Raw genomic sequence first — 21891 nt, forward strand, 5'->3', positions numbered from 1 at the left:
GGCGGATCATGGCCAGGCCCGGCCGGCACACCTGATGCACTGCGCACACTGATCTTGCTCGCGTGAAACCCGACCCGCCAGGGTGGGGAGGGTGCACCGGCGTCCGCCAGCTGGACCGGAGGGCGGTGCACCGGCCCGGACGTGGGAGGATCGGGTATGGCGGGTCCGGGCCGCGCACCCGGCCGCGCCGCCGCAGTACCAGGCGCGAGCATGAGGAGCATCGTTGAGCAGGTTGCGTTGGCTGACCGCCGGGGAGTCGCACGGTCCGGCGCTGGTGGCGACGCTGGAGGGGCTTCCCGCCGGCGTCCCGGTCACCACCGAGCTGGTGGCCGAACACCTGGCCCGGCGCCGGCTCGGCTACGGCCGCGGCGCCCGGATGAAGTTCGAGCAGGACGAGATCACCTTCCTCGGCGGCGTCCGCCACGGGCTGTCGCAGGGGTCCCCGATCGCCGTCATGATCGGCAACACCGAGTGGCCGAAGTGGGAGACCGTGATGTCGGCCGACCCGGTCGACCCCTCGCTGCTCAAGGAGACCGGCCGCAATGCGGCGCTGACCCGCCCCCGCCCCGGTCACGCCGACCTCGCGGGCATGCAGAAGTACGGCTTCGCAGAGGCCCGCCCGATCCTGGAGCGCGCCAGCGCCCGCGAGACCGCCGCCCGTGTCGCCCTCGGTGCCATCGCCCGGTCCTTCATCAAGGAGACCGCGGGCATCGAGATCATCTCGCACGTGGTGGAGCTGGCCGCGGCCAAGGCCCCCTACGGCGTCTACCCGACCCCCGCCGACGTCGACAAGCTCGACGCCGACCCGGTGCGCTGCCTCGACGCCGACGCGTCGAAGGCGATGGTCGCGGAGATCGACCAGGCCCACAAGGACGGCGACACCCTCGGCGGCGTCGTCGAGGTCCTCGCGTACGGGGTGCCCGTCGGCCTCGGCTCGCACGTGCACTGGGACCGCCGCCTGGACGCCCGCCTCGCGGCCGCGCTGATGGGCATCCAGGCCATCAAGGGCGTCGAGGTCGGCGACGGCTTCGACCTGGCCCGCGTACCGGGCTCGCAGGCCCACGACGAGATCGTCTCCACCCCCGAGGGCCTCAGGCGCACCTCCGGCCGCTCCGGCGGCACCGAGGGCGGACTGACCACCGGCGAGCTGCTGCGCGTACGGGCCGCGATGAAGCCGATCGCGACCGTGCCGAAGGCCCTCGCGACCGTGGACGTGGCGACCGGCGAAGCAGCGGTGGCCCACCACCAGCGCTCCGACGTGTGTGCCGTGCCCGCCGCGGGCATCGTCGCGGAGGCCATGGTCGCCCTGGTGCTGGCCGACGCCGTCGTGGAGAAGTTCGGTGGGGACTCCGTCCCCGAGACCCGCCGCAACGTTCAGTCGTACCTCGACAACCTGCAGATCCGGTGACGGGCGGACCACTGGTCGTCCTCGTCGGCCCCATGGGGTCCGGCAAGTCCACGGTGGGGGCGCTGCTCGCCGAACGGCTCGGCGTCCCCTACCGGGACACCGACGCCGACATCGTCGCGGCCCAGGGCCGCGAGATCTCGGACATCTTCGTCGACGAGGGCGAGCCGTACTTCCGTGAGCTGGAGCGGCAGGCGGTCGCCGCCGGCCTCGCCCAGCACACCGGAATCCTCGCCCTCGGCGGCGGCGCCGTCCTCGACGCGGGCACCCGGGAGCTGCTGGCCGGGCTGCCCGTCGCCTACCTCTCCATGGACGTCGAGGAAGCCGTCCGGCGCGTCGGCCTGGGCGCCGCGCGCCCGCTGCTCGCCGTCAACCCGCGCCGCCAGTGGCGCGAGCAGATGGAGGCCCGTCGCCCCCTGTACACCGAAGTCGCGCGCGTCGTGGTGGCCACCGACGACCGCACCCCCGAAGAGGTCGCCCAGGCGGTCCTCGACGCTCTGGAGTTGAAGGACGTATGACAGACCAGGTGACGCGCATCCAGGTCGGCGCAGTAGCCGGACACGACGCGTACGACGTGCTGGTCGGCCGGCAGCTGCTCGGCGAGCTCGGCGCACTGATCGGTACGAAGGCCCAGCGGGTCGCCGTGATCCACCCCGAGGCGCTGGCCTCGACCGGTGAGGCACTGCGCGACGACCTGGCCGGGCAGGGCTACGAGGCGGTCGCCATCCAGGTGCCGAACGCCGAGGAGGCCAAGACGGCCGAGGTCGCCGCGTACTGCTGGAAGGCGCTCGGCCAGTCCGGGTTCACCCGCACCGACGTGATCGTCGGCGTCGGCGGCGGAGCCACCACGGACCTCGCGGGCTTCGTCGCGGCCACCTGGCTGCGCGGGGTGCGCTGGATCGCCGTACCGACCACCGTCCTCGCGATGGTGGACGCGGCCGTCGGCGGCAAGACCGGCATCAACACCGCCGAGGGCAAGAACCTGGTGGGCTCGTTCCACCCGCCGGCCGGGGTGCTGTGCGACCTGGCGGCACTGGACTCGCTGGCGGTCAACGACTACGTCAGCGGCCTCGCAGAGATCATCAAGGCCGGTTTCATCTCCGACCCGGTGATCCTCGACCTGATCGAGGCGGACCCGGCGGCGGCCCGCACGCCCGACGGCCCGCACACCGCGGAGCTGATCACGCGCTCCATCCAGGTCAAGGCGGACGTGGTCTCCAGCGACCTCAAGGAGGCCGGGCTGCGCGAGATGCTCAATTACGGGCACACGCTCGCGCACGCCATCGAGAAGAACGAGCGCTACAAGTGGCGGCACGGCGCTGCCGTGTCGGTCGGCATGGTCTTCGCCGCCGAACTCGGGCGGCTCGCCGGCCGGCTCGACGACGCGACGGCCGACCGGCACCGGGAGATCCTCGCCGCCGTCGGCCTGCCGCTGACCTACCGGGGCGACCAGTGGCCCCAGCTGCTCCAGACCATGCAGGTCGACAAGAAGTCCCGCGGCAACCTGCTGCGCTTCATCGTCCTCGACGGACTGGCCAAGCCCACCGTTCTCGAGGGCCCCGACCCGGCGCACCTGATCGCCGCGTACGGCGAGGTGTCGGCGTGAGCCGCAAGGTGCTCGTGCTGAACGGCCCCAACCTGGGCCGGCTCGGGTCGCGCGAGCCCGACGTGTACGGGGCCACCTCGTACGCCGGGCTCGTGGAGAGCTGCCGCGTGCTGGGCGAGGAGCTCGGCTTCGACGTCGAGGTCCGCGAGACCAACGACGAGGGCGCGATCGTACGCTGGCTGCACGAGGCGGCGGACGGCAAGATCCCGGTCGTGATCAACCCGGGTGCGTTCACGCACTACTCGTACGCCATGCGGGACGCGGCCGCGCAGCGCACCGCGCCGCTGATCGAGGTGCACATCTCGAACCCGTACGCCCGCGAGGAGTTCCGGCACACGTCGGTCATCGCCTCGGTGGCGACCGGAACGGTGGCGGGCTTCGGCATCGGCTCGTACCGGCTGGCGCTGCGCGCACTGGCGGACGAAGTCTGACGGTGCTGGTGGGCGGCTTCGCCCCTGCGGTCATATAACGTTCTCGCATCAGTCGGTGGAAACGAGACGGAGTGGCAGCGGATGCAGCAAGGAGTGGGGGGCGGCGGGGCGGGCTGGGGGCAGCCGGGACATCAGCCGACGGCGCCCCCGCAGCCGCCGATACCCCCTGCGCAGGGCTGGCCGGTGCCTGCGCCGCCGCAGGCACCGCCGCCGCACGTGCCGCCGCCACCGCCGTCCGGCCCCGAGGCCACGACGGGGCACATTCCGCTGCCGCCCGCGGTGCCCCGCACCGGCGGCGCCACGCTGGCCGTGCTGCTGATCGGCCCGGCGGGCGCGGGGAAGACCACGGTGGCCCGGCACTGGGCCAGCACCCGGCCGGTGCCGACCGCGCACGTGAGCCTGGACGACGTCCGGGAATGGGTGTGCGCGGGCTTCGCGGACCCGCAGGCCGGCTGGAACGACCACTCCGAGGCCCAGTACCGGCTGGCCCGCCGCACCTGCGGCTTCGCCGCCCGCAACTTCCTGGCCAACGGGATCTCCTGCATCCTCGACGACGCCGTCTTCCCGGACCGGCCCGTGGTCGGCCTGGGCGGCTGGAAGCGTCACGTCGGCCCCGCCCTGCTGCCCGTCGTCCTCCTCCCCGGCCTGGAGATCGTCCTCGAGCGCAATGCCGCCCGCTCGGGGAACCGGCGCCTCTCCGACGAGGAAGTCGCCCGCATCCACGGCCGGATGGCCGGCTGGTACGGCTCCGGTCTGCCGATCATCGACAACTCGGACCTCGACGTGGAAGGCACGTCCCGGGCCCTGGACGAAGCCCTGGCCCGGGCCATCGCGGCACCCGCCTTCTGACCGTCCCCGCGCGGCCGGGCCCCGTACGGGCGTGCTCACCAGGCCGGATGCGCGGGGCGCTCGTACGCTCGAAGACATGTCAGACGTGTACGCGGCCCGCCGGGGCCTGCTTCGCGACCGCTGCGCCGCCGCGGGGAACGCCGCCGCGCTGATCACGCGTCCGGCGAACGTCCGCTACCTCGCCGGGGCGTCCCCGCCGGGCGCCGTCCTGCTCGTCGGGCCGGGCGGTGAGGACATGCTGTTCACCGTCGGTCCGCCCAGCGGCGAAGCCGACGAGGGCCGCCTCGACGATCAGCTCAGACTCTCCGTGCTGTCCGCCCCCGGCAGCGACGCCGCCGTCGCCGCCGGCGACATGGCCGGCTCCCTGCGCGCCGAATCGCTGGCCGTCGAGGAGCACCACCTCACCGTCGCCCGGCACCGCGCCCTGCGCTCCGTCGCGCCCAAGCTGCGGCTCGCCGACCTCGGGACCTCCGTGGAGCAGCAGCGCCTCGTCAAGGACGAGGAGGAGATCGCCTGCCTGCGGATCGCCGCCGAGATCGCCGACCAGGCGCTCGGCGAACTGCTGGAGTCGATCCTGGTGGGCCGCACCGAACGCCACCTCGCCCTGGAGCTGGAGCGCCGCCTCGTCGACCACGGAGCCGACGGACCGGCCTTCCCGACCTCCGTCGGCACCGGGCCGAACTCGGGCAGTTCCCGGCACCGGCCGTCCGACCGCCGCGTCGAGGAGGGCGACTTCCTCTCCGTCTGCCTCGGGGCCAACTACCGCGGCTACCGCTGCGAGATCGGCCGGACGTTCGTGATCGGCACCAGCCCTGCCGACTGGCAGATCGAGCTCTACGATCTTGTTTTCGCGGCCCAGCGGGCCGGACGCGAGGCCCTCGTGCCCGGCGCCGCGTACCGCGAGGTCGACCGTGCCGCGCGGTCCGTACTGGACTCCGCAGGACATGGTGAATCGATCGCTCCGTGGACCGGACACGGCGTCGGCCTCGAAATCGACGAGGACCCGCAGCTTGCACCTACGGCAATGGGTAAACTGGACGCTTGCGTGCCGGTCACCGTCGAACCGGGGGTTCACCTCCCGGGCCGGGGAGGTGTCCGGATCGATGACACGCTCGTCGTACGCCCCGAGGCGGACGGCGGTCCCGAGCTACTCACCATTACGACCAAGGAGCTGCTCGCGCTCTAGCCCGCTGCGGCGGGCTGTGCGCGCACCCGTGGTCTTCCAGTGCAGGAGATTCCGCAACCGTGGCTTCCACGAACGACCTCAAGAACGGCATGGTGCTCAAGCTCGACGGCGGCCAGCTCTGGTCCGTCGTCGAGTTCCAGCACGTCAAGCCCGGCAAGGGCCCGGCCTTCGTGCGCACCAAGCTCAAGCACGTGCTCTCCGGCAAGGTCGTCGACAAGACGTTCAACGCCGGCACGAAGGTCGAGACGGCCACCATCGACCGCCGCGACATGCAGTTCTCGTACATGGACGGCGACTACTTCGTCTTCATGGACATGCAGACCTACGACCAGCTGATGGTCGACCGCAAGGCCGTCGGCGACGCCGCCAACTTCCTCATCGAGGGCTTCACCGCCTCGGTCGCCCAGCACGAGGGCGAGGTGCTCTACGTCGAGCTCCCGGCCGCCGTCGAGCTCGTCATCGAGCACACCGACCCGGGCGTCCAGGGCGACCGCTCCACCGGTGGCACCAAGCCGGCGCGCCTGGAGACCGGCTACGAGATCCAGGTCCCGCTCTTCGTCACCACGGGCGAGAAGGTCAAGGTCGACACCCGCACCAGCGACTACCTCGGCCGGGTGAGCAGCTAACCGTGGCTGCCCGCAGCAACGCGCGCAAGCGCGCCTTCCAGATCCTGTTCGAGGCCGACCAGCGCGGGGTGCCCGTGCGCGAGGTCCTCGCGGACTGGATCCGCCACGCGCGGTCGGACGACCGGCAACCGCCCGTCAGCGCCTTCACGATGGATCTCGTCGAGGGTTACGCCGACAAGGTGAATCGCATCGACGACCTGATCATCACCTACGCCGTGGACTGGGAGCTCGACCGCATGCCGGTCGCGGACCGGAACATCCTGCGGCTCGGTGCCTACGAGCTGATCTGGGTGGACGACACCCCGGACGCCGTGGCCATCGACGAGGCCGTCCAGCTGGCCAAGGAATTCTCGACGGACGAGTCCCCCTCGTTCGTGAACGGGCTGCTGGCCCGCTTCAAGGACCTGAAGCCGAGCCTGCGCCGGGGCGAGTAGCTCCCGGCGGTCAGGCGAGAACGGAGGGCCCGCAGCGTACATGCGCCGCGGGCCCTCCGTTTCTGCTTCTGTTCGTGCTCCTGCTGCGGTTCCGCTTCCGCTGCTGTGCCCGGAGACGCGAAACCGGCGTGGGCCGGGAGCCACGGCCGGCTCCCGGCCCACGCCGGTAACGTTTCTGCTGGTCCTGGGCGCGAGGACTAGATGTCCTCGTGCGCCACGGCGCGACGCGCATCCGCGTCGAGCACGCCCCAGCTGATCAGCTGCTCGGTCAGGACCGAGGGGGACTGGTCGTAGATGACGGCGAGGGTGCGCAGGTCGTCCTGACGGATCGACAGCACCTTGCCGTTGTAGTCCCCGCGCTGGCTCTGGATGGTCGCCGCGTACCGCTGCAGCGGCCCGGCCTTCTCGGCGGGCACGCCCGCGAGGCGCTCCAGGTCGAGGCGCAGCTTCGGCGGCGGCTCGGCCGCCCCTCCGGGAGTCGTGCCCGGCAGGAGCTCCTGCACCGGCACCCCGTAGAAGTCCGCCAGCTCGGCGAGGCGCTGGACGGTCACGGCGCGGTCCCCGCGCTCGTACGATCCGACCACCACGGCCTTCCACCGGCCCTGGGACTTCTCCTCGACACCATGGAGGGAGAGGCCCTGCTGGGTGCGGATGGCGCGGAGCTTGGCCCCGAGCTGTTTGGCGTATTCGCTGGACATAACGCTCCCGGACGCTGTGACGCTTTGACGACATGGACACTGACGACATGGACCACGTGCGGCTCCGCCGCGCGGCTGGTAACTCACTGTGAGGTTACGCAGCGTTACTTGCATGCGTCAAGCCGAATGCTCTCCGACGCCCACGTACGAGGGGCGCACACAGGCCCGGTGCCGGTTCCCCGCCAGGGTCCTGGTACCGTGGAGGACGTACATCAGACGTCCTTTAAGGTCCGTCCCGTGAGGCGGAGAAGGAGGTCCTTTTCATGGACGCTCAGACTGCTCAGAACGTCGATGCCCAGGGCATCGAGGCGATGCGCCCCGTGCTCGAGGCACAGGACATCGCGCGGGTACTGACCCGCATCGCCCACGAGATCGTCGAACGCGCCAAGGGCGCCGACGACGTGGTGCTCCTCGGCATTCCCACCCGCGGTGTGTACCTCGCCCGCCGGCTGGCCGCCAAGCTCGAAGAGATCACCGGCACGAAGATCCCGGTCGGATCCCTCGACATCACCATGTACCGCGACGACCTGCGGATGAAGCCCGCCCGCGCGATCGGCCGCACCGAGATCCCCGGCGACGACATCGACGGACGCCTCGTCGTCCTCGTCGACGACGTGCTCTTCTCCGGCCGGACCATCAGAGCCGCCCTCGACGCACTGGGCGACCTCGGCCGCCCCCGCGCCGTACAGCTCGCGGTCCTCGTCGACCGCGGCCACCGCGAGCTGCCGATCCGCGCCGACTACGTCGGCAAGAACCTCCCCACGTCGCTGCGGGAGACCGTCAAGGTCCAGCTCCAGGAGGAGGACGGCCGAGACGCCGTGCTGCTCGGCCAGCGGACCGACACGGCAGCCGGGCAGTAGCCCGTACGCGTGACGGGGCCCCGAAGCCGGGGCCCGCGCGCGAGCCTGCCCTGCCTGCACTCCAGCCAGTCCGCCGCTCTGACCTCACCGACTTACGGAGCACCCTGATGAAGCGCCACCTCATCTCGGCCGCCGATCTCACGCGCGACGACGCCGTCCTCATCCTCGACACCGCCGAGGAGATGGCACGCGTCGCGGACCGGCCGATCAAGAAGCTGCCCACCCTGCGCGGCCTCACGGTCGTCAACCTCTTCTTCGAGGACTCGACCCGCACCCGGATCTCCTTCGAGGCGGCCGCCAAGCGGCTCTCCGCCGACGTCATCAACTTCTCCGCCAAGGGCTCCTCGGTCTCCAAGGGCGAGTCCCTGAAGGACACCGCGCTGACCCTCGAGGCCATGGGCGCGGACGCGGTCGTCATCCGCCACCACGCCTCCGGCGCCCCCTACCGGCTCGCGACCTCCGGCTGGATCGACTCCGCCGTCGTCAACGCCGGCGACGGCACCCACGAGCACCCCACCCAGGCCCTGCTGGACGCCTTCACCATGCGCCGCCGCCTGGTCGGCCGCGACGCCGGGCTCGGCAAGGACCTGAACGGCCGCCGCATCACCATCGTCGGCGACGTCCTGCACAGCCGGGTCGCCCGCTCCAACGTCCAGCTGCTCCACACGCTCGGCGCCGAGGTCACCGTGGTGGCCCCGCCGACCCTGGTCCCGATCGGCGTCGAGAGCTGGCCCTGCGAGGTCTCGTACAACCTCGACGAGGTGCTGCCGAAGTCCGACGCGGTCATGATGCTGCGTGTGCAGCGCGAACGCATGAACGCCGCCTTCTTCCCGACCGAGCGCGAGTACTCCCGCCGGTACGGGCTCGACGGCGACCGCATGGCCAAGATGCCCGAGCACGCCATCGTCATGCACCCCGGCCCGATGAACCGCGGCATGGAGATCACCGCCGAGGTCGCCGACTCCGACCGCTGCACCGCCGTCGAGCAGGTCGCCAACGGCGTGTCCACCCGGATGGCCGTCCTGTACCTGCTGCTCGGAGGCTCCGAGCCCGCCGTCACCACCACCAGCACCCCCCGTATCGAGGAGAGCAAGTAATCATGAGCAAGATCCTGATTCGTGGGGCGAAGGTACTCGGCGGCGAGGCGCAGGACGTCCTGATCGACGGCGAGACCATCGCAGCGGTCGGTCAGAACCTGTCCGCCGAGGGCGCCACCGTCATCGAGGCCGAGGGCCAGGTCCTCCTCCCCGGCCTCGTCGACCTGCACACCCACCTGCGCGAGCCCGGCCGCGAGGACTCCGAGACCGTCCTGACCGGCACCCGTGCCGCCGCCTCCGGCGGCTTCACCGCCGTCTTCGCCATGGCGAACACCTTCCCCGTCGCCGACACGGCCGGCGTCGTCGAGCAGGTCTGGCGGCTCGGCAAGGAGTCCGGCTACTGCGACGTGCAGCCCATCGGCGCCGTCACCGTCGGCCTCGAGGGCAAGCAGCTCTCCGAGCTGGGCGCCATGCACGAGTCCGCGGCCCGCGTCACCGTCTTCTCCGACGACGGCAAGTGCGTCGACGACGCCGTGATCATGCGCCGCGCCCTGGAGTACGTGAAGGCCTTCGGCGGCGTCGTCGCCCAGCACGCCCAGGAGCCCCGCCTCACCGAGGGCGCCCAGATGAACGAGGGCGTCGTCTCCGCCGAGCTGGGTCTGGGCGGCTGGCCGGCCGTCGCCGAGGAGTCGATCATCGCCCGCGACGTCCTCCTCGCCGAGCACGTCGGCTCCCGCGTGCACATCTGCCACCTCTCCACGGCGGGCTCCGTCGAGATCGTCCGCTGGGCCAAGTCCCGCGGCATCGACGTCACCGCCGAGGTCACCCCGCACCACCTCCTCCTCACCGACGAGCTGGTCCGTTCGTACAACGCGGTCTACAAGGTCAACCCGCCGCTGCGCACCGAGCGCGACGTGATGGCCCTGCGCGAGGCGCTCGCCGACGGCACGATCGACATCGTCGCCACCGACCACGCCCCGCACCCCCACGAGGACAAGGACTGCGAGTGGGCCGCCGCCGCCATGGGCATGGTGGGCCTGGAGACCGCGCTCTCCGTCGTCCAGCAGACGATGGTGGAGACCGGACTGCTCGACTGGGCGGGCGTCGCCGAGCGCATGTCCTTCGCCCCGGCGCGGATCGGCGGCCTGGACAACCACGGCCGCCCCGTCTCGGCAGGTGAACCCGCGAACCTGACGCTGGTCGATACCTCGTACCGTGGTGTCGTGGACCCCGCACACTTCGCCTCCCGCAGCCGCAACACGCCTTACGAGGGCCGTGAGCTGCCGGGTCGCGTCACTCACACCTTCCTGCGGGGCCGGGCAACGGTCGTGGACGGGAATCTGGCGTGACACCTGCAGTAATCCAACTGGCCGCCGAGGCCGCCGAACGACGGTCGGCGGAGGTGACGGACTGGGGCGCCCGCTTCGCGTGGGTGATCGGTCTGCTCGTCTTCATCGCGTTCGTGTACTGGCTGATGCGGCAGGGCTGGAAATGGCGCGGCGCCCTGCAGAGCGATCTGCCGGAGCTGCCCGCCGCCCCCGGCGGTCTCCCCGAGCACCGGCTGGCCCTGACCGGCCGGTACCACGGGTCCACCACCGCCGGGCAGTGGCTCGACCGGATCGTCGCCCACGGTCTGGGCGTCCGCAGCCGGGTCGAGCTCACGCTCACCGACGCGGGCCTCGACGTGGTCCGTCCGGGTGCCACCGACTTCTTCGTACCGGCCGCGCAGCTGCGCGGCGCCCGCCTCGACAAGGGAATCGCGGGCAAGGTACTCACCGAGGGCGGTCTCCTCGTCGTCACCTGGGCGCACGGCGACAAGCTGATCGACTCCGGATTCCGCTCCGACCGCGCGGCCGAACACGCCGCCTGGGTCGAAGCACTCAATCTCATGAACCAATCCATCACGACGGAAGGCGCCGAACGATGACGACCTCCACCAGGGGAGCAGCCAAAGCTCCCGCCGTACTCGTCCTGGAGGACGGTCGGATTTTCCGCGGCCGCGCCTACGGCGCTGTGGGGGAGACCTTCGGCGAGGCCGTGTTCTCCACCGGCATGACCGGCTACCAGGAGACCCTCACCGACCCGTCGTACCACCGGCAGGTCGTCGTGATGACCGCCCCGCACGTGGGCAACACCGGCGTCAACGACGAGGACCCCGAGTCCTCCCGCATCTGGGTCGCCGGGTACGTCGTACGCGACCCCGCCCGCGTCCCGTCCAACTGGCGCTCGCAGCGCTCGCTGGACGAGGAGCTGGTCAAGCAGGGCGTCGTCGGTATCTCCGGCATCGACACCCGCGCGCTGACCCGCCACCTGCGCGAGCGCGGCGCCATGCGCGTCGGCATCTTCTCGGGCGAGGCCTGGGCGCACGTCCGCGACGAGGCCCTGCTGGCGAAGGTCCAGGCCGCCCCGCAGATGAAGGGCGCGAACCTCTCCGCCGAGGTCGCCACCAAGGAGACGTACGTCGTCCCCGCCATCGGCGAGAAGAAGTTCACCGTCGCCGCCATCGACCTCGGCATCAAGGGCATGACCCCGCACCGGATGGCCGAACGCGGCATCGAGGTCCACGTGCTGCCCGCCACCGCCACCGTCGAGGACGTCTACGCGGTCCGGCCGGACGGCGTGTTCTTCTCCAACGGCCCGGGCGACCCGGCCACCGCCGACGGCCCCGTCGCCGTCATGCAGGGCGTCCTGGAGCGCAAGACCCCGCTCTTCGGCATCTGCTTCGGAAACCAGATCCTGGGCCGCGCGCTCGGCTTCGGCACGTACAAGCTGAAGTACGGCCACCGCGGCATCAACCAGCCGGTGCAGGACCGCACCACCGGCAAGGTCGAGATCACCGCGCACAACCACGGCTTCGCCGTGGACGCGCCGCTCGACAAGGTCTCCGAGACCCCCTACGGCCGCGCCGAGGTCTCCCACGTCTGCCTGAACGACCAGGTCGTCGAAGGCCTCCAGCTGCTCGACCAGCCGGCCTTCTCCGTCCAGTACCACCCCGAAGCGGCTGCCGGCCCGCACGACGCCGCGTACCTCTTCGACCGCTTCACGTCTTTGATGGAAACCGCCCTGATGGAGGCCGAGCGTGCCTAAGCGCACCGATATCCAGTCCGTCCTGGTCATCGGCTCCGGCCCGATCGTCATCGGACAGGCCGCCGAGTTCGACTACTCCGGCACCCAGGCCTGCCGCATCCTCAAGGCCGAGGGCCTGCGGGTCATCCTGGTGAACTCCAACCCGGCGACGATCATGACCGACCCGGAGATCGCCGACGCCACGTACGTCGAGCCGATCACCCCCGAGTTCGTCGAGAAGATCATCGCGAAGGAGCGCCCCGACGCGCTGCTCCCGACCCTCGGCGGCCAGACCGCGCTGAACACCGCGATCTCCATGCACGAGCAGGGTGTGCTGGAGAAGTACGGCGTCGAGCTCATCGGCGCCAACGTCGAGGCCATCAACAAGGGCGAGGACCGCGACCTCTTCAAGGGCGTCGTCGAGGCCGTCAAGGCCAAGATCGGCTACGGCGAGTCCGCCCGCTCGGTCATCTGCCACTCCATGGACGACGTCATCAAGGGCGTCGACACCCTGGGCGGCTACCCCGTCGTCGTCCGCCCCTCCTTCACCATGGGCGGCGCCGGCTCCGGCTTCGCCCACGACGAGGACGAGCTGCGCCGCATCGCCGGCCAGGGCCTGACGCTCTCCCCGACCACCGAGGTGCTCCTGGAGGAGTCCATCCTCGGCTGGAAGGAGTACGAGCTGGAGCTGATGCGCGACACCAAGGACAACGTGGTCGTCGTCTGCTCCATCGAGAACTTCGACCCGATGGGCGTCCACACCGGCGACTCCATCACCGTCGCCCCGGCGATGACCCTCACCGACCGCGAGTACCAGCGGCTGCGCGACATCGGCATCGCGATCATCCGCGAGGTCGGCGTCGACACCGGCGGCTGCAACATCCAGTTCGCGATCGACCCGGCCGACGGCCGCGTCATCGTCATCGAGATGAACCCGCGCGTCTCTCGCTCCTCGGCGCTCGCGTCGAAGGCCACCGGCTTCCCGATCGCCAAGATCGCCGCCAAGCTGGCCATCGGCTACACGCTCGACGAGGTCCCCAACGACATCACCGAGAAGACGCCGGCCTCCTTCGAGCCTTCCCTCGACTACGTCGTGGTCAAGGCCCCGCGCTTCGCCTTCGAGAAGTTCCCGCTGGCCGACGCCACCCTCACCACCACCATGAAGTCGGTGGGCGAGGCCATGGCCATCGGCCGCAACTTCACCGAGGCCCTCCAGAAGGCCCTGCGCTCCCTGGAGAAGAAGGGCTCGCAGTTCACCTTCGTCGGAGACCCCGGCGACAAGGCCGAGCTGCTGGCCACCGCGGTCCGCCCGACCGACGGCCGCATCAACACCGTCATGCAGGCCATCCGCGCCGGCGCCACCCAGGAAGAGGTCTTCGAGTCCACGAAGATCGACCCCTGGTTCGTCGACCAGCTCTTCCTGATCAAGGAGATCGCCGACGAGCTCGCCGGCGCCGAGAAGCTCGAGCCCGAGCTCCTCGCCGAGGCCAAGCGGCACGGCTTCTCCGACGCCCAGATCGCCGAGATCCGCGGCCTGCGCGAGGACGTCGTCCGCGAGGTCCGCCACGCCCTCGGCGTCCGCCCGGTCTACAAGACGGTCGACACCTGCGCCGCCGAGTTCGCCGCGAAGACCCCGTACTTCTACTCCTCGTACGACGAGGAGTCCGAGGTCGCGCCCCGCACCAAGCCCGCGGTGATCATCCTGGGCTCCGGCCCGAACCGCATCGGCCAGGGCATCGAGTTCGACTACTCCTGCGTCCACGCCTCCTTCGCGCTCAGCGACGCCGGCTACGAGACCGTGATGGTCAACTGCAACCCGGAGACCGTCTCGACGGACTACGACACCTCCGACCGCCTGTACTTCGAGCCGCTGACGCTCGAGGACGTGCTGGAGATCGTCCACGCCGAGTCGCTCGCCGGCCCCATCGCCGGTGTCATCGTCCAGCTCGGCGGCCAGACCCCCCTCGGTCTCGCCCAGGCGCTCAAGGACAACGGCGTCCCCGTCGTCGGCACCTCGCCCGAGGCCATCCACGCCGCCGAGGACCGCGGCGCCTTCGGCCAGGTCCTCGCCGAGGCCGGCCTGCCCGCCCCCAAGCACGGCACCGCCACCACCTTCGCAGGTGCGAAGGCCATCGCCGACGAGATCGGCTACCCGGTCCTCGTACGCCCCTCGTACGTGCTCGGCGGCCGCGGCATGGAGATCGTCTACGACGAGACCCGCCTCGAGTCGTACATCGCGGAGTCCACCGAGATCTCGCCGACCCGCCCGGTGCTGGTCGACCGGTTCCTCGACGACGCCATCGAGATCGACGTCGACGCCCTCTACGACGGCACCGAGCTCTACCTCGGCGGCGTCATGGAGCACATCGAGGAAGCCGGCATCCACTCCGGCGACTCCGCCTGCGCCCTGCCCCCGATCACCCTCGGCGGCTTCGACATCAAGCGGCTGCGCGCCTCCACCGAGGCCATCGCCAAGGGCGTCGGCGTCCGCGGTCTGATCAACATCCAGTTCGCGATGGCGGGTGACATCCTCTACGTCCTGGAGGCCAACCCGCGCGCCTCCCGGACCGTCCCCTTCACCTCGAAGGCGACCGCGGTCCCGCTCGCGAAGGCCGCCGCCCGCATCTCGCTCGGCACCACCATCGCCGAGCTCCGCGAAGAGGGCATGCTGCCGAAGACCGGCGACGGCGGCACCCTGCCGCTCGACGCGCCGATCTCCGTCAAGGAGGCCGTCATGCCGTGGTCGCGCTTCCGCGACATCCACGGCCGCGGCGTCGACACCGTCCTCGGCCCGGAGATGCGCTCCACCGGCGAGGTCATGGGCATCGACTCCGTCTTCGGCACGGCGTACGCCAAGTCGCAGGCCGGCGCCTACGGCCCGCTGCCCACCAAGGGCCGCGCGTTCATCTCCGTCGCCAACCGCGACAAGCGCTCGATGATCTTCCCGGCCCGCGAGCTGGTCGCCCACGGCTTCGAGCTCATGGCCACCTCCGGTACCGCCGAGGTGCTGCGCCGCAACGGCATCAACGCCACCGTGGTGCGCAAGCTCAGCGAGGGCGAGGGCCCGAACGGCGAGAAGACCATCGTCCAGCTGATCCACGACGGCCAGGTCGACCTGATCGTCAACACGCCGTACGGCACCGGCGGCCGCCTCGACGGCTACGAGATCCGCACGGCGGCCGTGGCGCGCAGCGTCCCGTGCCTGACCACGGTCCAGGCGCTCGCCGCGGCCGTCCAGGGCATCGACGCGCTCAACCACGGCGGCGTGGGTGTCCGCTCGCTCCAGGAGCACGCGGAGCACCTGACCGCGGCCCGCGACTAGCAAGCCGTACGAGGAGGGGGACACGGATGCGCGATGCGCATCGGTGTCCCCCTCGTCATGAGCGCACAAGGGATCTTCTCGACATGTACAAACTCTTCTTCGACCTCGTCTTCAAGCGGATGGACCCGGAGCAGGCCCACTACCTGGCCTTCCGCTGGATCCGGCTCGCGGCCCGCACCCCGGTGCTGCGCACCTTCGTGGCGGCGGCCCTGGCCCCGCGCCACAAGGAGCTGCGCACCGAGGCGCTCGGGCTGCGCATGCACGGCCCCTTCGGCCTCGCGGCGGGCTTCGACAAGAACGCCGTCGCCATCGACGGCATGTCCATGCTCGGCTTCGACCACATCGAGATCGGCACGGTCACGGCGCAGGGGCAGCCGGGCAACCCCAAGAAGCGGCTGTTCCGGCTCGTGCCGGACCGCGCGCTGATCAACCGGATGGGCTTCAACAACGAGGGCTCCGCGGCCGTGGCGGCCCGCCTGGCGGCCCGCGTGCCCGTTTTCAACACGGTCGTGGGCGTCAACATCGGCAAGACCAAGGCCGTGCCGGAGGAGGAGGCGGTGGCGGACTACGTCGCCTCCACCGAGCGCCTGGCCCGCCACGCGGACTACCTGGTCGTGAACGTCTCCTCGCCGAACACGCCGGGCCTGCGCAACCTCCAGGCCACAGAGTCCCTCCGGCCGCTCCTGACGGCCGTACGGGAGGCCGCGGACCGCACGGTGACCGACCGCCGGGTCCCGCTCCTGGTGAAGATCGCGCCGGACCTCGCGGACGAGGACGTGGACGCGGTCGCGGACCTGGCCCTGGATCTGGGCCTGGACGGCATCATCGCGACGAACACCACCATCGCGCGGGAGGGGCTGGGCCTGAAGTCCGCCCCGTCCCTCGTGAAGGAGACCGGAGGCCTGTCCGGCGCCCCGGTCAAGGAGCGCTCCCTGGAGGTCCTGCGCCGCCTGTACGCCCGTGTGGGCGACCGCCTGGTGCTGGTGGGCGTCGGGGGCATCGAGAACGCCGAGGACGCCTGGCAGCGGATCCTGGCCGGCGCGACCCTGATCCAGGGGTACAGCGCGTTCATCTACGAGGGCCCGTTCTACGCCCGCGCCATCCACAAGGGCCTGGCCGCGCGCCTGGCCGTCAGCCCGTACGCGACCCTCGCCGAGGCCGTCGGCGCCGAAACCCGAAAGGCCGCCCAGTGACCGAGACCCCCGTGACCGAGAGCGCCGTGACCCCGTTCGGCACCCGCCTGCGCGCGGCGATGGACTCCCGCGGCCCGCTGTGCGTGGGCATCGACCCGCACGCGGCCCTCCTGTCGTCGTGGGGCCTGAACGACGACATCGCGGGCCTCGAGAAGTTCTCCCGCACGGTCGTCGAGGCGCTGGCCGACTCGGTGGCCGTCTTCAAGCCGCAGGCGGCCTTCTTCGAGCGCTTCGGCTCGAAGGGCATCGCGGTGCTGGAGCAGACCGTGGCCGATGCGCGGGCCGCGGGCACGCTGGTCGTGATGGACGCGAAGCGCGGTGACATCGGCTCGACGATGGCCGCGTACGCGCAGACGTTCCTGTCGCCGTCCTCGCCGCTGTTCTCCGACGCCCTGACGGTGTCCCCGTACCTGGGCTACGGCTCGCTGCAGCCCGCGGTGGAACTCGCCCGCCGCTCGGGCGCGGGTCTCTTCGTCCTCGCGCTCACCTCGAACCCGGAGGGAGCGGAGGTCCAGCGCGCGGTGCGCGAGGACGGCCGCACGATCGGCGCGACGATGCTGGGCCACCTCGCGGCGGAGAACGCGGGCGCGGTGCCGATGGGCTCCTTCGGAGCCGTGGTCGGCGCCACGCTGGGCGACCTGTCGTCCTTCGACCTGGACATCAACGGGCCGCTGCTGGCGCCCGGCATCGGTGCGCAGGGTGCGACGGCGGCCGATCTGCCGGCGGTCTTCGGTGCGGCGGTCCGCAACGTGGTCCCGAACGTGTCGCGGGGCGTGCTGAAGCACGGTCCGGACGCCGCGGCCCTGCGCGCCGCGGCCACCCGGTTCGCGGACGAAATCCGCGAGGCGGTCTCCGTCTGAGGCCGTTCGGAACCCGTTCGGGAGTGCCGTCGGGCGGTCCGGCCGCACCGCAGGTCGTACGGTCTGACGAAATTCGAACGTCTTTCATCGGACAAAACCGGGGTGTTTTGTCCGTGATGTACGGTTCAGTGGAGGCTGACCAGGACTTTTCGTCCGTTCTCGCTGACTGGAGCGGCCTTGGCCGCTAGTCTCCGATCAGAGTGAACGAGCAGCGAACGAGTTCCACCGCTGTTCGGGCATTCGCCTGGTGTGGCGCCCTAGGGTTCCCCACCGGTCCGTATCCGACAGTTCGACATCCGAGGTGACGTAGGCGTGGCTCTTCCGCCCCTTACCCCTGAACAGCGCGCAGCCGCGCTCGAAAAGGCCGCCGCGGCTCGCCGGGAGCGGGCCGAGGTGAAGAATCGACTCAAGCACTCCGGCGCCTCGCTCCAAGAGGTCATCAAGACGGGCCAGGAGAACGACGTCATCGGCAAGATGAAGGTCTCCGCCCTGCTGGAGTCCCTGCCTGGCGTGGGCAAGGTCCGCGCCAAGCAGATCATGGAGCGCCTCGGCATCTCCGAGTCCCGGCGTGTCCGAGGTCTCGGTTCCAACCAGATCGCGTCTCTGGAGCGTGAGTTCGGCACTCCTGCCGGCTGACGCGTTGCCTGAAGTTCTCCCGGCGTTCTCAGGCAGTCCCGAGAACCTGGATAATCGCTTTATGGCAGCAGAGGTTCGTCCGCGGCTGACCGTGCTCTCCGGCCCTTCGGGGGTCGGCAAGAGCACGGTCGTCGCGCATATGCGCAAGGTCCACCCCGAGGTATGGCTCTCGGTGTCGGCCACCACCCGCAAGCCGCGGCCCGGTGAGCGACACGGAGTCCATTACTTTTTCGTCAACGACGACGAGTTCGACAAGCTGATCGCCAACGGCGAGCTGCTGGAGTGGGCCGAGTTCGCGGGCAACCGCTACGGCACACCGCGCGGCGCGGTGGCGGAGCGACTCGAGAACGGCGAGCCCGTTCTCCTGGAGATCGACCTCCAGGGCGCGCGACTCGTCCGCGAGTCGATGCCCGAAGCTCAACTCGTCTTCCTGGCGCCGCCGAGCTGGGACGAGCTGGTCCGCCGGCTCACCGGCCGCGGCACCGAATCGCCCGAGGTCATCCAGCGCAGGCTGGAGACCGCCAAGGTCGAGCTCGCTGCCGAGTCCGAGTTCGACACCACCCTGGTGAACACCTCCGTCGAGGACGTAGCGCGTGAGCTGCTAGCCTTGATGGAAGTTGTTTGATCGTTGATCGATGTTCCGTCGATTGATGCTTGATCATTCACCCATCTTCGGAAGGTAGAGCGTGTCCTCTTCCATCACTGCGCCCGAGGGCATCATCAACCCGCCGATCGACGAGCTGCTCGAGGCCACGGACTCGAAGTACAGCCTCGTGATCTACGCGGCCAAGCGCGCGCGTCAGATCAACGCGTACTACTCGCAGCTCGGTGAGGGCCTGCTCGAGTACGTCGGCCCGCTGGTGGACACCCACGTCCACGAGAAGCCGCTTTCGATCGCGCTGCGCGAGATCAACGCGGGTCTGCTGACCTCCGAGGCCATCGAGGCCCCGGCTCAGTAAGGCACCGAGCATTCCTTTCACCACAGGCCCGGCAGAACATCTGCCGGGCCTGTGGTGTGTCATAGACACGTACGACGATCAGCGATAGGGGCGTGTGTGGTGGGTAAGCCGAAGGTCGTGCTCGGAGTCAGCGGCGGGATCGCCGCGTACAAGGCGTGCGAGCTGCTGCGCCGGCTGACCGAGTCCGGACACGACGTGCGGGTGGTGCCCACGGCGGCATCCCTGAACTTCGTGGGCGAGGCCACCTGGGCCGCGCTGTCCGGCAACCCGGCCGGGACCGAGGTCTGGGAGACCGTCCACGAGGTCCCGCACGTCCGGATCGGGCAGAGTGCCGACCTCGTCGTCGTCGCCCCGGCCACCGCGGACATCCTCGCCAAGGCCGCCCACGGCATCGCCGACGACCTCCTCACGAACACGCTGCTCACCGCGCGCTGCCCGGTGGTCTTCGCCCCCGCCATGCACACCGAGATGTGGGAGCACCCCGCCACCCAGGAGAACGTGGCCACGCTGCGCCGCCGCGGGGCCCTCGTCATCGAGCCCGCGGTCGGCCGGCTCACCGGCAAGGACACCGGCAAGGGGCGGCTGCCCGACCCCGAGGAGATCTACGAGGTGTGCCGAAGGGTCCTGGCGCGCGGCGTGGCCGAGCCCGACCTGGCCGGCCGGCACGTGGTGATCAGCGCAGGCGGCACGAGGGAACCGCTCGACCCGGTCCGCTTCCTCGGCAACCGCTCCTCCGGCAAGCAGGGCTACGCGCTGGCCCGCACCGCCGTCGCCCGCGGGGCCCGGGTCACCCTCGTGGCGGCCAACACCGCGCTGGCCGACCCGGCCGGGGTGGACGTCGTACGGGTCGGGACGGCCGTACAGCTGCGCGAGGCGGTCCTCAAGGCGGCGGCGGACGCCGACGCCGTGGTGATGGCCGCGGCCGTGGCCGACTTCCGGCCGGCCGAGTACGCGGACGGCAAGATCAAGAAGAAGGACGGGCAGGATCCGGCCCCCGTGGCCCTCGTCCGCAACCCCGACGTCCTCGCGGAGATCTCGGCCGACCGGGCCCGGGAAGGCCAGGTCGTGGTCGGTTTCGCCGCCGAAACTCACGATGTGCTCGAGAACGGCCGGAGCAAACTGATCCGCAAGGGGTGTGATCTTCTCGTCGTGAACGAGGTGGGCGCATCCAAGACCTTCGGTTCCGAGGAGAACGAGGCTGTGATCCTTGCCTCCGATGGGGCCGAGGCCCCCGTTCCCTATGGTCCGAAGGAAGCGCTGGCCGAGGTGATTTGGGACCAGGTCGCTCCGCGGCTCGCTCCACGACGCGCCTGAGCGACGGCTCTTCTCGTAGCCGATTCCATGAGCCAGAATGGAGTGCCGCAGGTCACATGGCTCCCATAGGGCGAGACAGGTGGTCCGGCAAACGGTGGCGACCGATAAACTGCATTCGGAACGTGATCGGGCGCAGCCCCCGGTGTGGTTCCGCCAAATGATCAGCCAGCAGCCGCTGCAACCCCAGGGAGCGTTGTGTCCCGTCGCCTGTTCACCTCGGAGTCCGTCACCGAGGGTCACCCCGACAAGATCGCTGACCAGATCAGCGACACGATCCTCGACGCACTTCTCACCGAGGACCCGACCTCGCGTGTGGCCGTGGAGACCCTCATCACCACCGGTCTCGTCCACATCGCCGGTGAGGTGACGACGAAGGCCTACGCGCCGATCGCGCAGCTCGTCCGCGACAAGATCCTCGAGATCGGCTACGACTCGTCGAAGAAGGGATTCGACGGCGCCTCCTGCGGCGTCTCGGTCTCCATCGGCGCGCAGTCCCCGGACATCGCGCAGGGCGTCGACACCGCGTACGAGAAGCGTGTCGAGGGCGACGAGGACGAGCTCGACAAGCAGGGCGCCGGCGACCAGGGCCTGATGTTCGGCTACGCGTGCGACGAGACCCCCGAGCTCATGCCGCTCCCGATCCACATCGCGCACCGGCTCTCGCGCCGCCTGTCCGAGGTCCGCAAGAACGGGACCATCCCGTACCTGCGCCCCGACGGCAAGACCCAGGTCACCATCGAGTACGACGGCGACAAGGCCGTCCGCCTCGACACGGTCGTCGTGTCCTCGCAGCACGCCTCGGACATCGACCTCGACTCGCTGCTCGCCCCGGACATCCGCGAGTTCGTCGTCGAGCACGTGCTCAAGGAGCTCGTCGAGGACGGCATCAAGCTCGACACCGACGGCTACCGCCTGCTGGTCAACCCGACCGGCCGCTTCGAGATCGGCGGCCCGATGGGCGACGCCGGCCTGACCGGCCGCAAGATCATCATCGACACGTACGGCGGCATGGCCCGCCACGGCGGCGGCGCCTTCTCCGGCAAGGACCCGTCCAAGGTCGACCGCTCCGCCGCGTACGCGATGCGCTGGGTCGCCAAGAACGTGGTCGCCGCCGGCCTCGCCTCGCGCTGCGAGGTCCAGGTCGCGTACGCCATCGGCAAGGCCGAGCCGGTGGGTCTCTTCGTCGAGACCTTCGGCACCGCCAAGGTCGAGGTCCAGAAGATCGAGGACGCGATCGGCCAGGTCTTCGACCTCCGCCCGGCCGCGATCATCCGCGACCTGGACCTGCTGCGCCCGATCTACGCCCAGACCGCCGCGTACGGCCACTTCGGCCGCGAGCTGCCGGACTTCACCTGGGAGCGCACCGACCGCGTCGACGCGCTGCGCACGGCTGCCGGCCTGTAGGACCG

The 21891-nt window shown here is 70.5% G+C and carries 22 protein-coding genes; 21 read left to right on the plus strand and 1 reads right to left on the minus strand.

Annotated elements, in window-relative coordinates; all coding sequences use genetic code 11:
- Nucleotides 1–223: 223 nt before the first annotated feature.
- From aroC to nusB, 8 genes are all read left to right on the plus strand, one after another.
- The gene (gene aroC / locus OHT74_RS30800) at nucleotides 224–1408 is read left to right on the plus strand and encodes a chorismate synthase (protein ID WP_328621964.1); all 1185 of its coding nucleotides are present in this window, start codon (nucleotides 224–226) and stop codon (nucleotides 1406–1408) included.
- Nucleotides 1405–1923 carry a shikimate kinase gene (locus tag OHT74_RS30805; protein WP_266668895.1) on the plus strand — a complete coding sequence of 173 codons (519 nt, stop codon included), beginning with the start codon at nucleotides 1405–1407 and terminating at the stop codon, nucleotides 1921–1923. Before aroC ends, OHT74_RS30805 begins: the two co-directional genes overlap by 4 nt.
- Nucleotides 1920–3011, plus strand: coding sequence for a 3-dehydroquinate synthase (gene aroB / locus OHT74_RS30810; RefSeq protein WP_328621965.1), 1092 nt, complete (start codon nucleotides 1920–1922; stop codon nucleotides 3009–3011). The genes OHT74_RS30805 and aroB overlap by 4 nt, the downstream gene beginning before the upstream one ends.
- Nucleotides 3008–3442: a type II 3-dehydroquinate dehydratase gene (gene aroQ / locus OHT74_RS30815; RefSeq protein WP_266668898.1), complete on the plus strand. Its 435-nt coding sequence runs from the start codon at nucleotides 3008–3010 to the stop codon at nucleotides 3440–3442. Before aroB ends, aroQ begins: the two co-directional genes overlap by 4 nt.
- Nucleotides 3443–3523: 81 nt before the next feature.
- Nucleotides 3524–4291 (plus strand): AAA family ATPase, encoded by a 768-nt coding sequence (locus OHT74_RS30820; protein ID WP_328621966.1) that lies wholly within the window; start codon nucleotides 3524–3526, stop codon nucleotides 4289–4291.
- Between the two features lie 76 nt (nucleotides 4292–4367).
- Nucleotides 4368–5477, plus strand: a complete 1110-nt coding sequence (locus OHT74_RS30825; protein ID WP_266668902.1) for an aminopeptidase P family protein — start codon at nucleotides 4368–4370, stop codon at nucleotides 5475–5477.
- 59 nt (nucleotides 5478–5536) lie between these two features.
- Nucleotides 5537–6103 (plus strand): elongation factor P, encoded by a 567-nt coding sequence (efp, locus tag OHT74_RS30830; RefSeq protein WP_266668904.1) that lies wholly within the window; start codon nucleotides 5537–5539, stop codon nucleotides 6101–6103.
- Between the two features lie 2 nt (nucleotides 6104–6105).
- Complete coding sequence (gene nusB / locus OHT74_RS30835; RefSeq protein ID WP_054227611.1) at nucleotides 6106–6537, plus strand: transcription antitermination factor NusB; 432 nt, start codon at nucleotides 6106–6108, stop codon at nucleotides 6535–6537.
- Nucleotides 6538–6734: 197 nt separating this feature from the next.
- Here the strand turns inward: nusB and bldD are convergent, their stop codons facing one another.
- Complete coding sequence (gene bldD, locus OHT74_RS30840) at nucleotides 6735–7235, minus strand: transcriptional regulator BldD (RefSeq protein ID WP_007263032.1); 501 nt, start codon at nucleotides 7233–7235, stop codon at nucleotides 6735–6737.
- 263 nt (nucleotides 7236–7498) lie between these two features.
- On the opposite strand from bldD, the gene pyrR reads away from it, so the two are divergent.
- From pyrR to metK, 13 genes are all read left to right on the plus strand, one after another.
- Nucleotides 7499–8095, plus strand: coding sequence for a bifunctional pyr operon transcriptional regulator/uracil phosphoribosyltransferase PyrR (gene pyrR, locus OHT74_RS30845; protein ID WP_266668907.1), 597 nt, complete (start codon nucleotides 7499–7501; stop codon nucleotides 8093–8095).
- A 107-nt stretch (nucleotides 8096–8202) separates the two neighbouring features.
- Nucleotides 8203–9192 carry an aspartate carbamoyltransferase catalytic subunit gene (locus tag OHT74_RS30850; RefSeq protein ID WP_030294587.1) on the plus strand — a complete coding sequence of 330 codons (990 nt, stop codon included), beginning with the start codon at nucleotides 8203–8205 and terminating at the stop codon, nucleotides 9190–9192.
- A gap of 2 nt (nucleotides 9193–9194) precedes the next feature.
- Nucleotides 9195–10481: a dihydroorotase gene (locus OHT74_RS30855; RefSeq protein ID WP_328621967.1), complete on the plus strand. Its 1287-nt coding sequence runs from the start codon at nucleotides 9195–9197 to the stop codon at nucleotides 10479–10481.
- Nucleotides 10478–11059, plus strand: coding sequence for a PH-like domain-containing protein (locus OHT74_RS30860; protein WP_328621968.1), 582 nt, complete (start codon nucleotides 10478–10480; stop codon nucleotides 11057–11059). The genes OHT74_RS30855 and OHT74_RS30860 overlap by 4 nt, the downstream gene beginning before the upstream one ends.
- On the plus strand, nucleotides 11056–12219 hold the full coding sequence (gene carA / locus OHT74_RS30865; RefSeq protein WP_328621969.1) for a glutamine-hydrolyzing carbamoyl-phosphate synthase small subunit: 1164 nt from the start codon (nucleotides 11056–11058) through the stop codon (nucleotides 12217–12219). Before OHT74_RS30860 ends, carA begins: the two co-directional genes overlap by 4 nt.
- The gene (gene carB, locus OHT74_RS30870; RefSeq protein ID WP_328621970.1) at nucleotides 12212–15520 is read left to right on the plus strand and encodes a carbamoyl-phosphate synthase large subunit; all 3309 of its coding nucleotides are present in this window, start codon (nucleotides 12212–12214) and stop codon (nucleotides 15518–15520) included. The genes carA and carB overlap by 8 nt, the downstream gene beginning before the upstream one ends.
- An 83-nt stretch (nucleotides 15521–15603) precedes the next feature.
- Complete coding sequence (locus OHT74_RS30875; RefSeq protein WP_328621971.1) at nucleotides 15604–16713, plus strand: quinone-dependent dihydroorotate dehydrogenase; 1110 nt, start codon at nucleotides 15604–15606, stop codon at nucleotides 16711–16713.
- A gap of 26 nt (nucleotides 16714–16739) precedes the next feature.
- A complete protein-coding gene (gene pyrF / locus OHT74_RS30880) occupies nucleotides 16740–17573 on the plus strand; it encodes an orotidine-5'-phosphate decarboxylase (protein WP_266673203.1) in 834 nt (277 codons plus the stop codon).
- 312 nt (nucleotides 17574–17885) lie between these two features.
- The gene (locus OHT74_RS30885) at nucleotides 17886–18209 is read left to right on the plus strand and encodes an integration host factor (RefSeq protein WP_008740406.1); all 324 of its coding nucleotides are present in this window, start codon (nucleotides 17886–17888) and stop codon (nucleotides 18207–18209) included.
- A gap of 61 nt (nucleotides 18210–18270) precedes the next feature.
- Nucleotides 18271–18834 carry a guanylate kinase gene (gene gmk / locus OHT74_RS30890; RefSeq protein WP_266631092.1) on the plus strand — a complete coding sequence of 188 codons (564 nt, stop codon included), beginning with the start codon at nucleotides 18271–18273 and terminating at the stop codon, nucleotides 18832–18834.
- A 61-nt stretch (nucleotides 18835–18895) separates the two neighbouring features.
- Complete coding sequence (gene rpoZ, locus OHT74_RS30895; RefSeq protein ID WP_004948662.1) at nucleotides 18896–19168, plus strand: DNA-directed RNA polymerase subunit omega; 273 nt, start codon at nucleotides 18896–18898, stop codon at nucleotides 19166–19168.
- A gap of 99 nt (nucleotides 19169–19267) precedes the next feature.
- Complete coding sequence (coaBC, locus tag OHT74_RS30900) at nucleotides 19268–20482, plus strand: bifunctional phosphopantothenoylcysteine decarboxylase/phosphopantothenate--cysteine ligase CoaBC (RefSeq protein WP_328621972.1); 1215 nt, start codon at nucleotides 19268–19270, stop codon at nucleotides 20480–20482.
- A gap of 195 nt (nucleotides 20483–20677) precedes the next feature.
- Nucleotides 20678–21886, plus strand: a complete 1209-nt coding sequence (gene metK, locus OHT74_RS30905; RefSeq protein WP_266631096.1) for a methionine adenosyltransferase — start codon at nucleotides 20678–20680, stop codon at nucleotides 21884–21886.
- Nucleotides 21887–21891: the final 5 nt, after the last annotated feature.

Origin of the sequence: Streptomyces sp. NBC_00354 (genome assembly GCF_036106915.1) — a bacterium.
Lineage (GTDB): Bacteria > Actinomycetota > Actinomycetes > Streptomycetales > Streptomycetaceae > Streptomyces.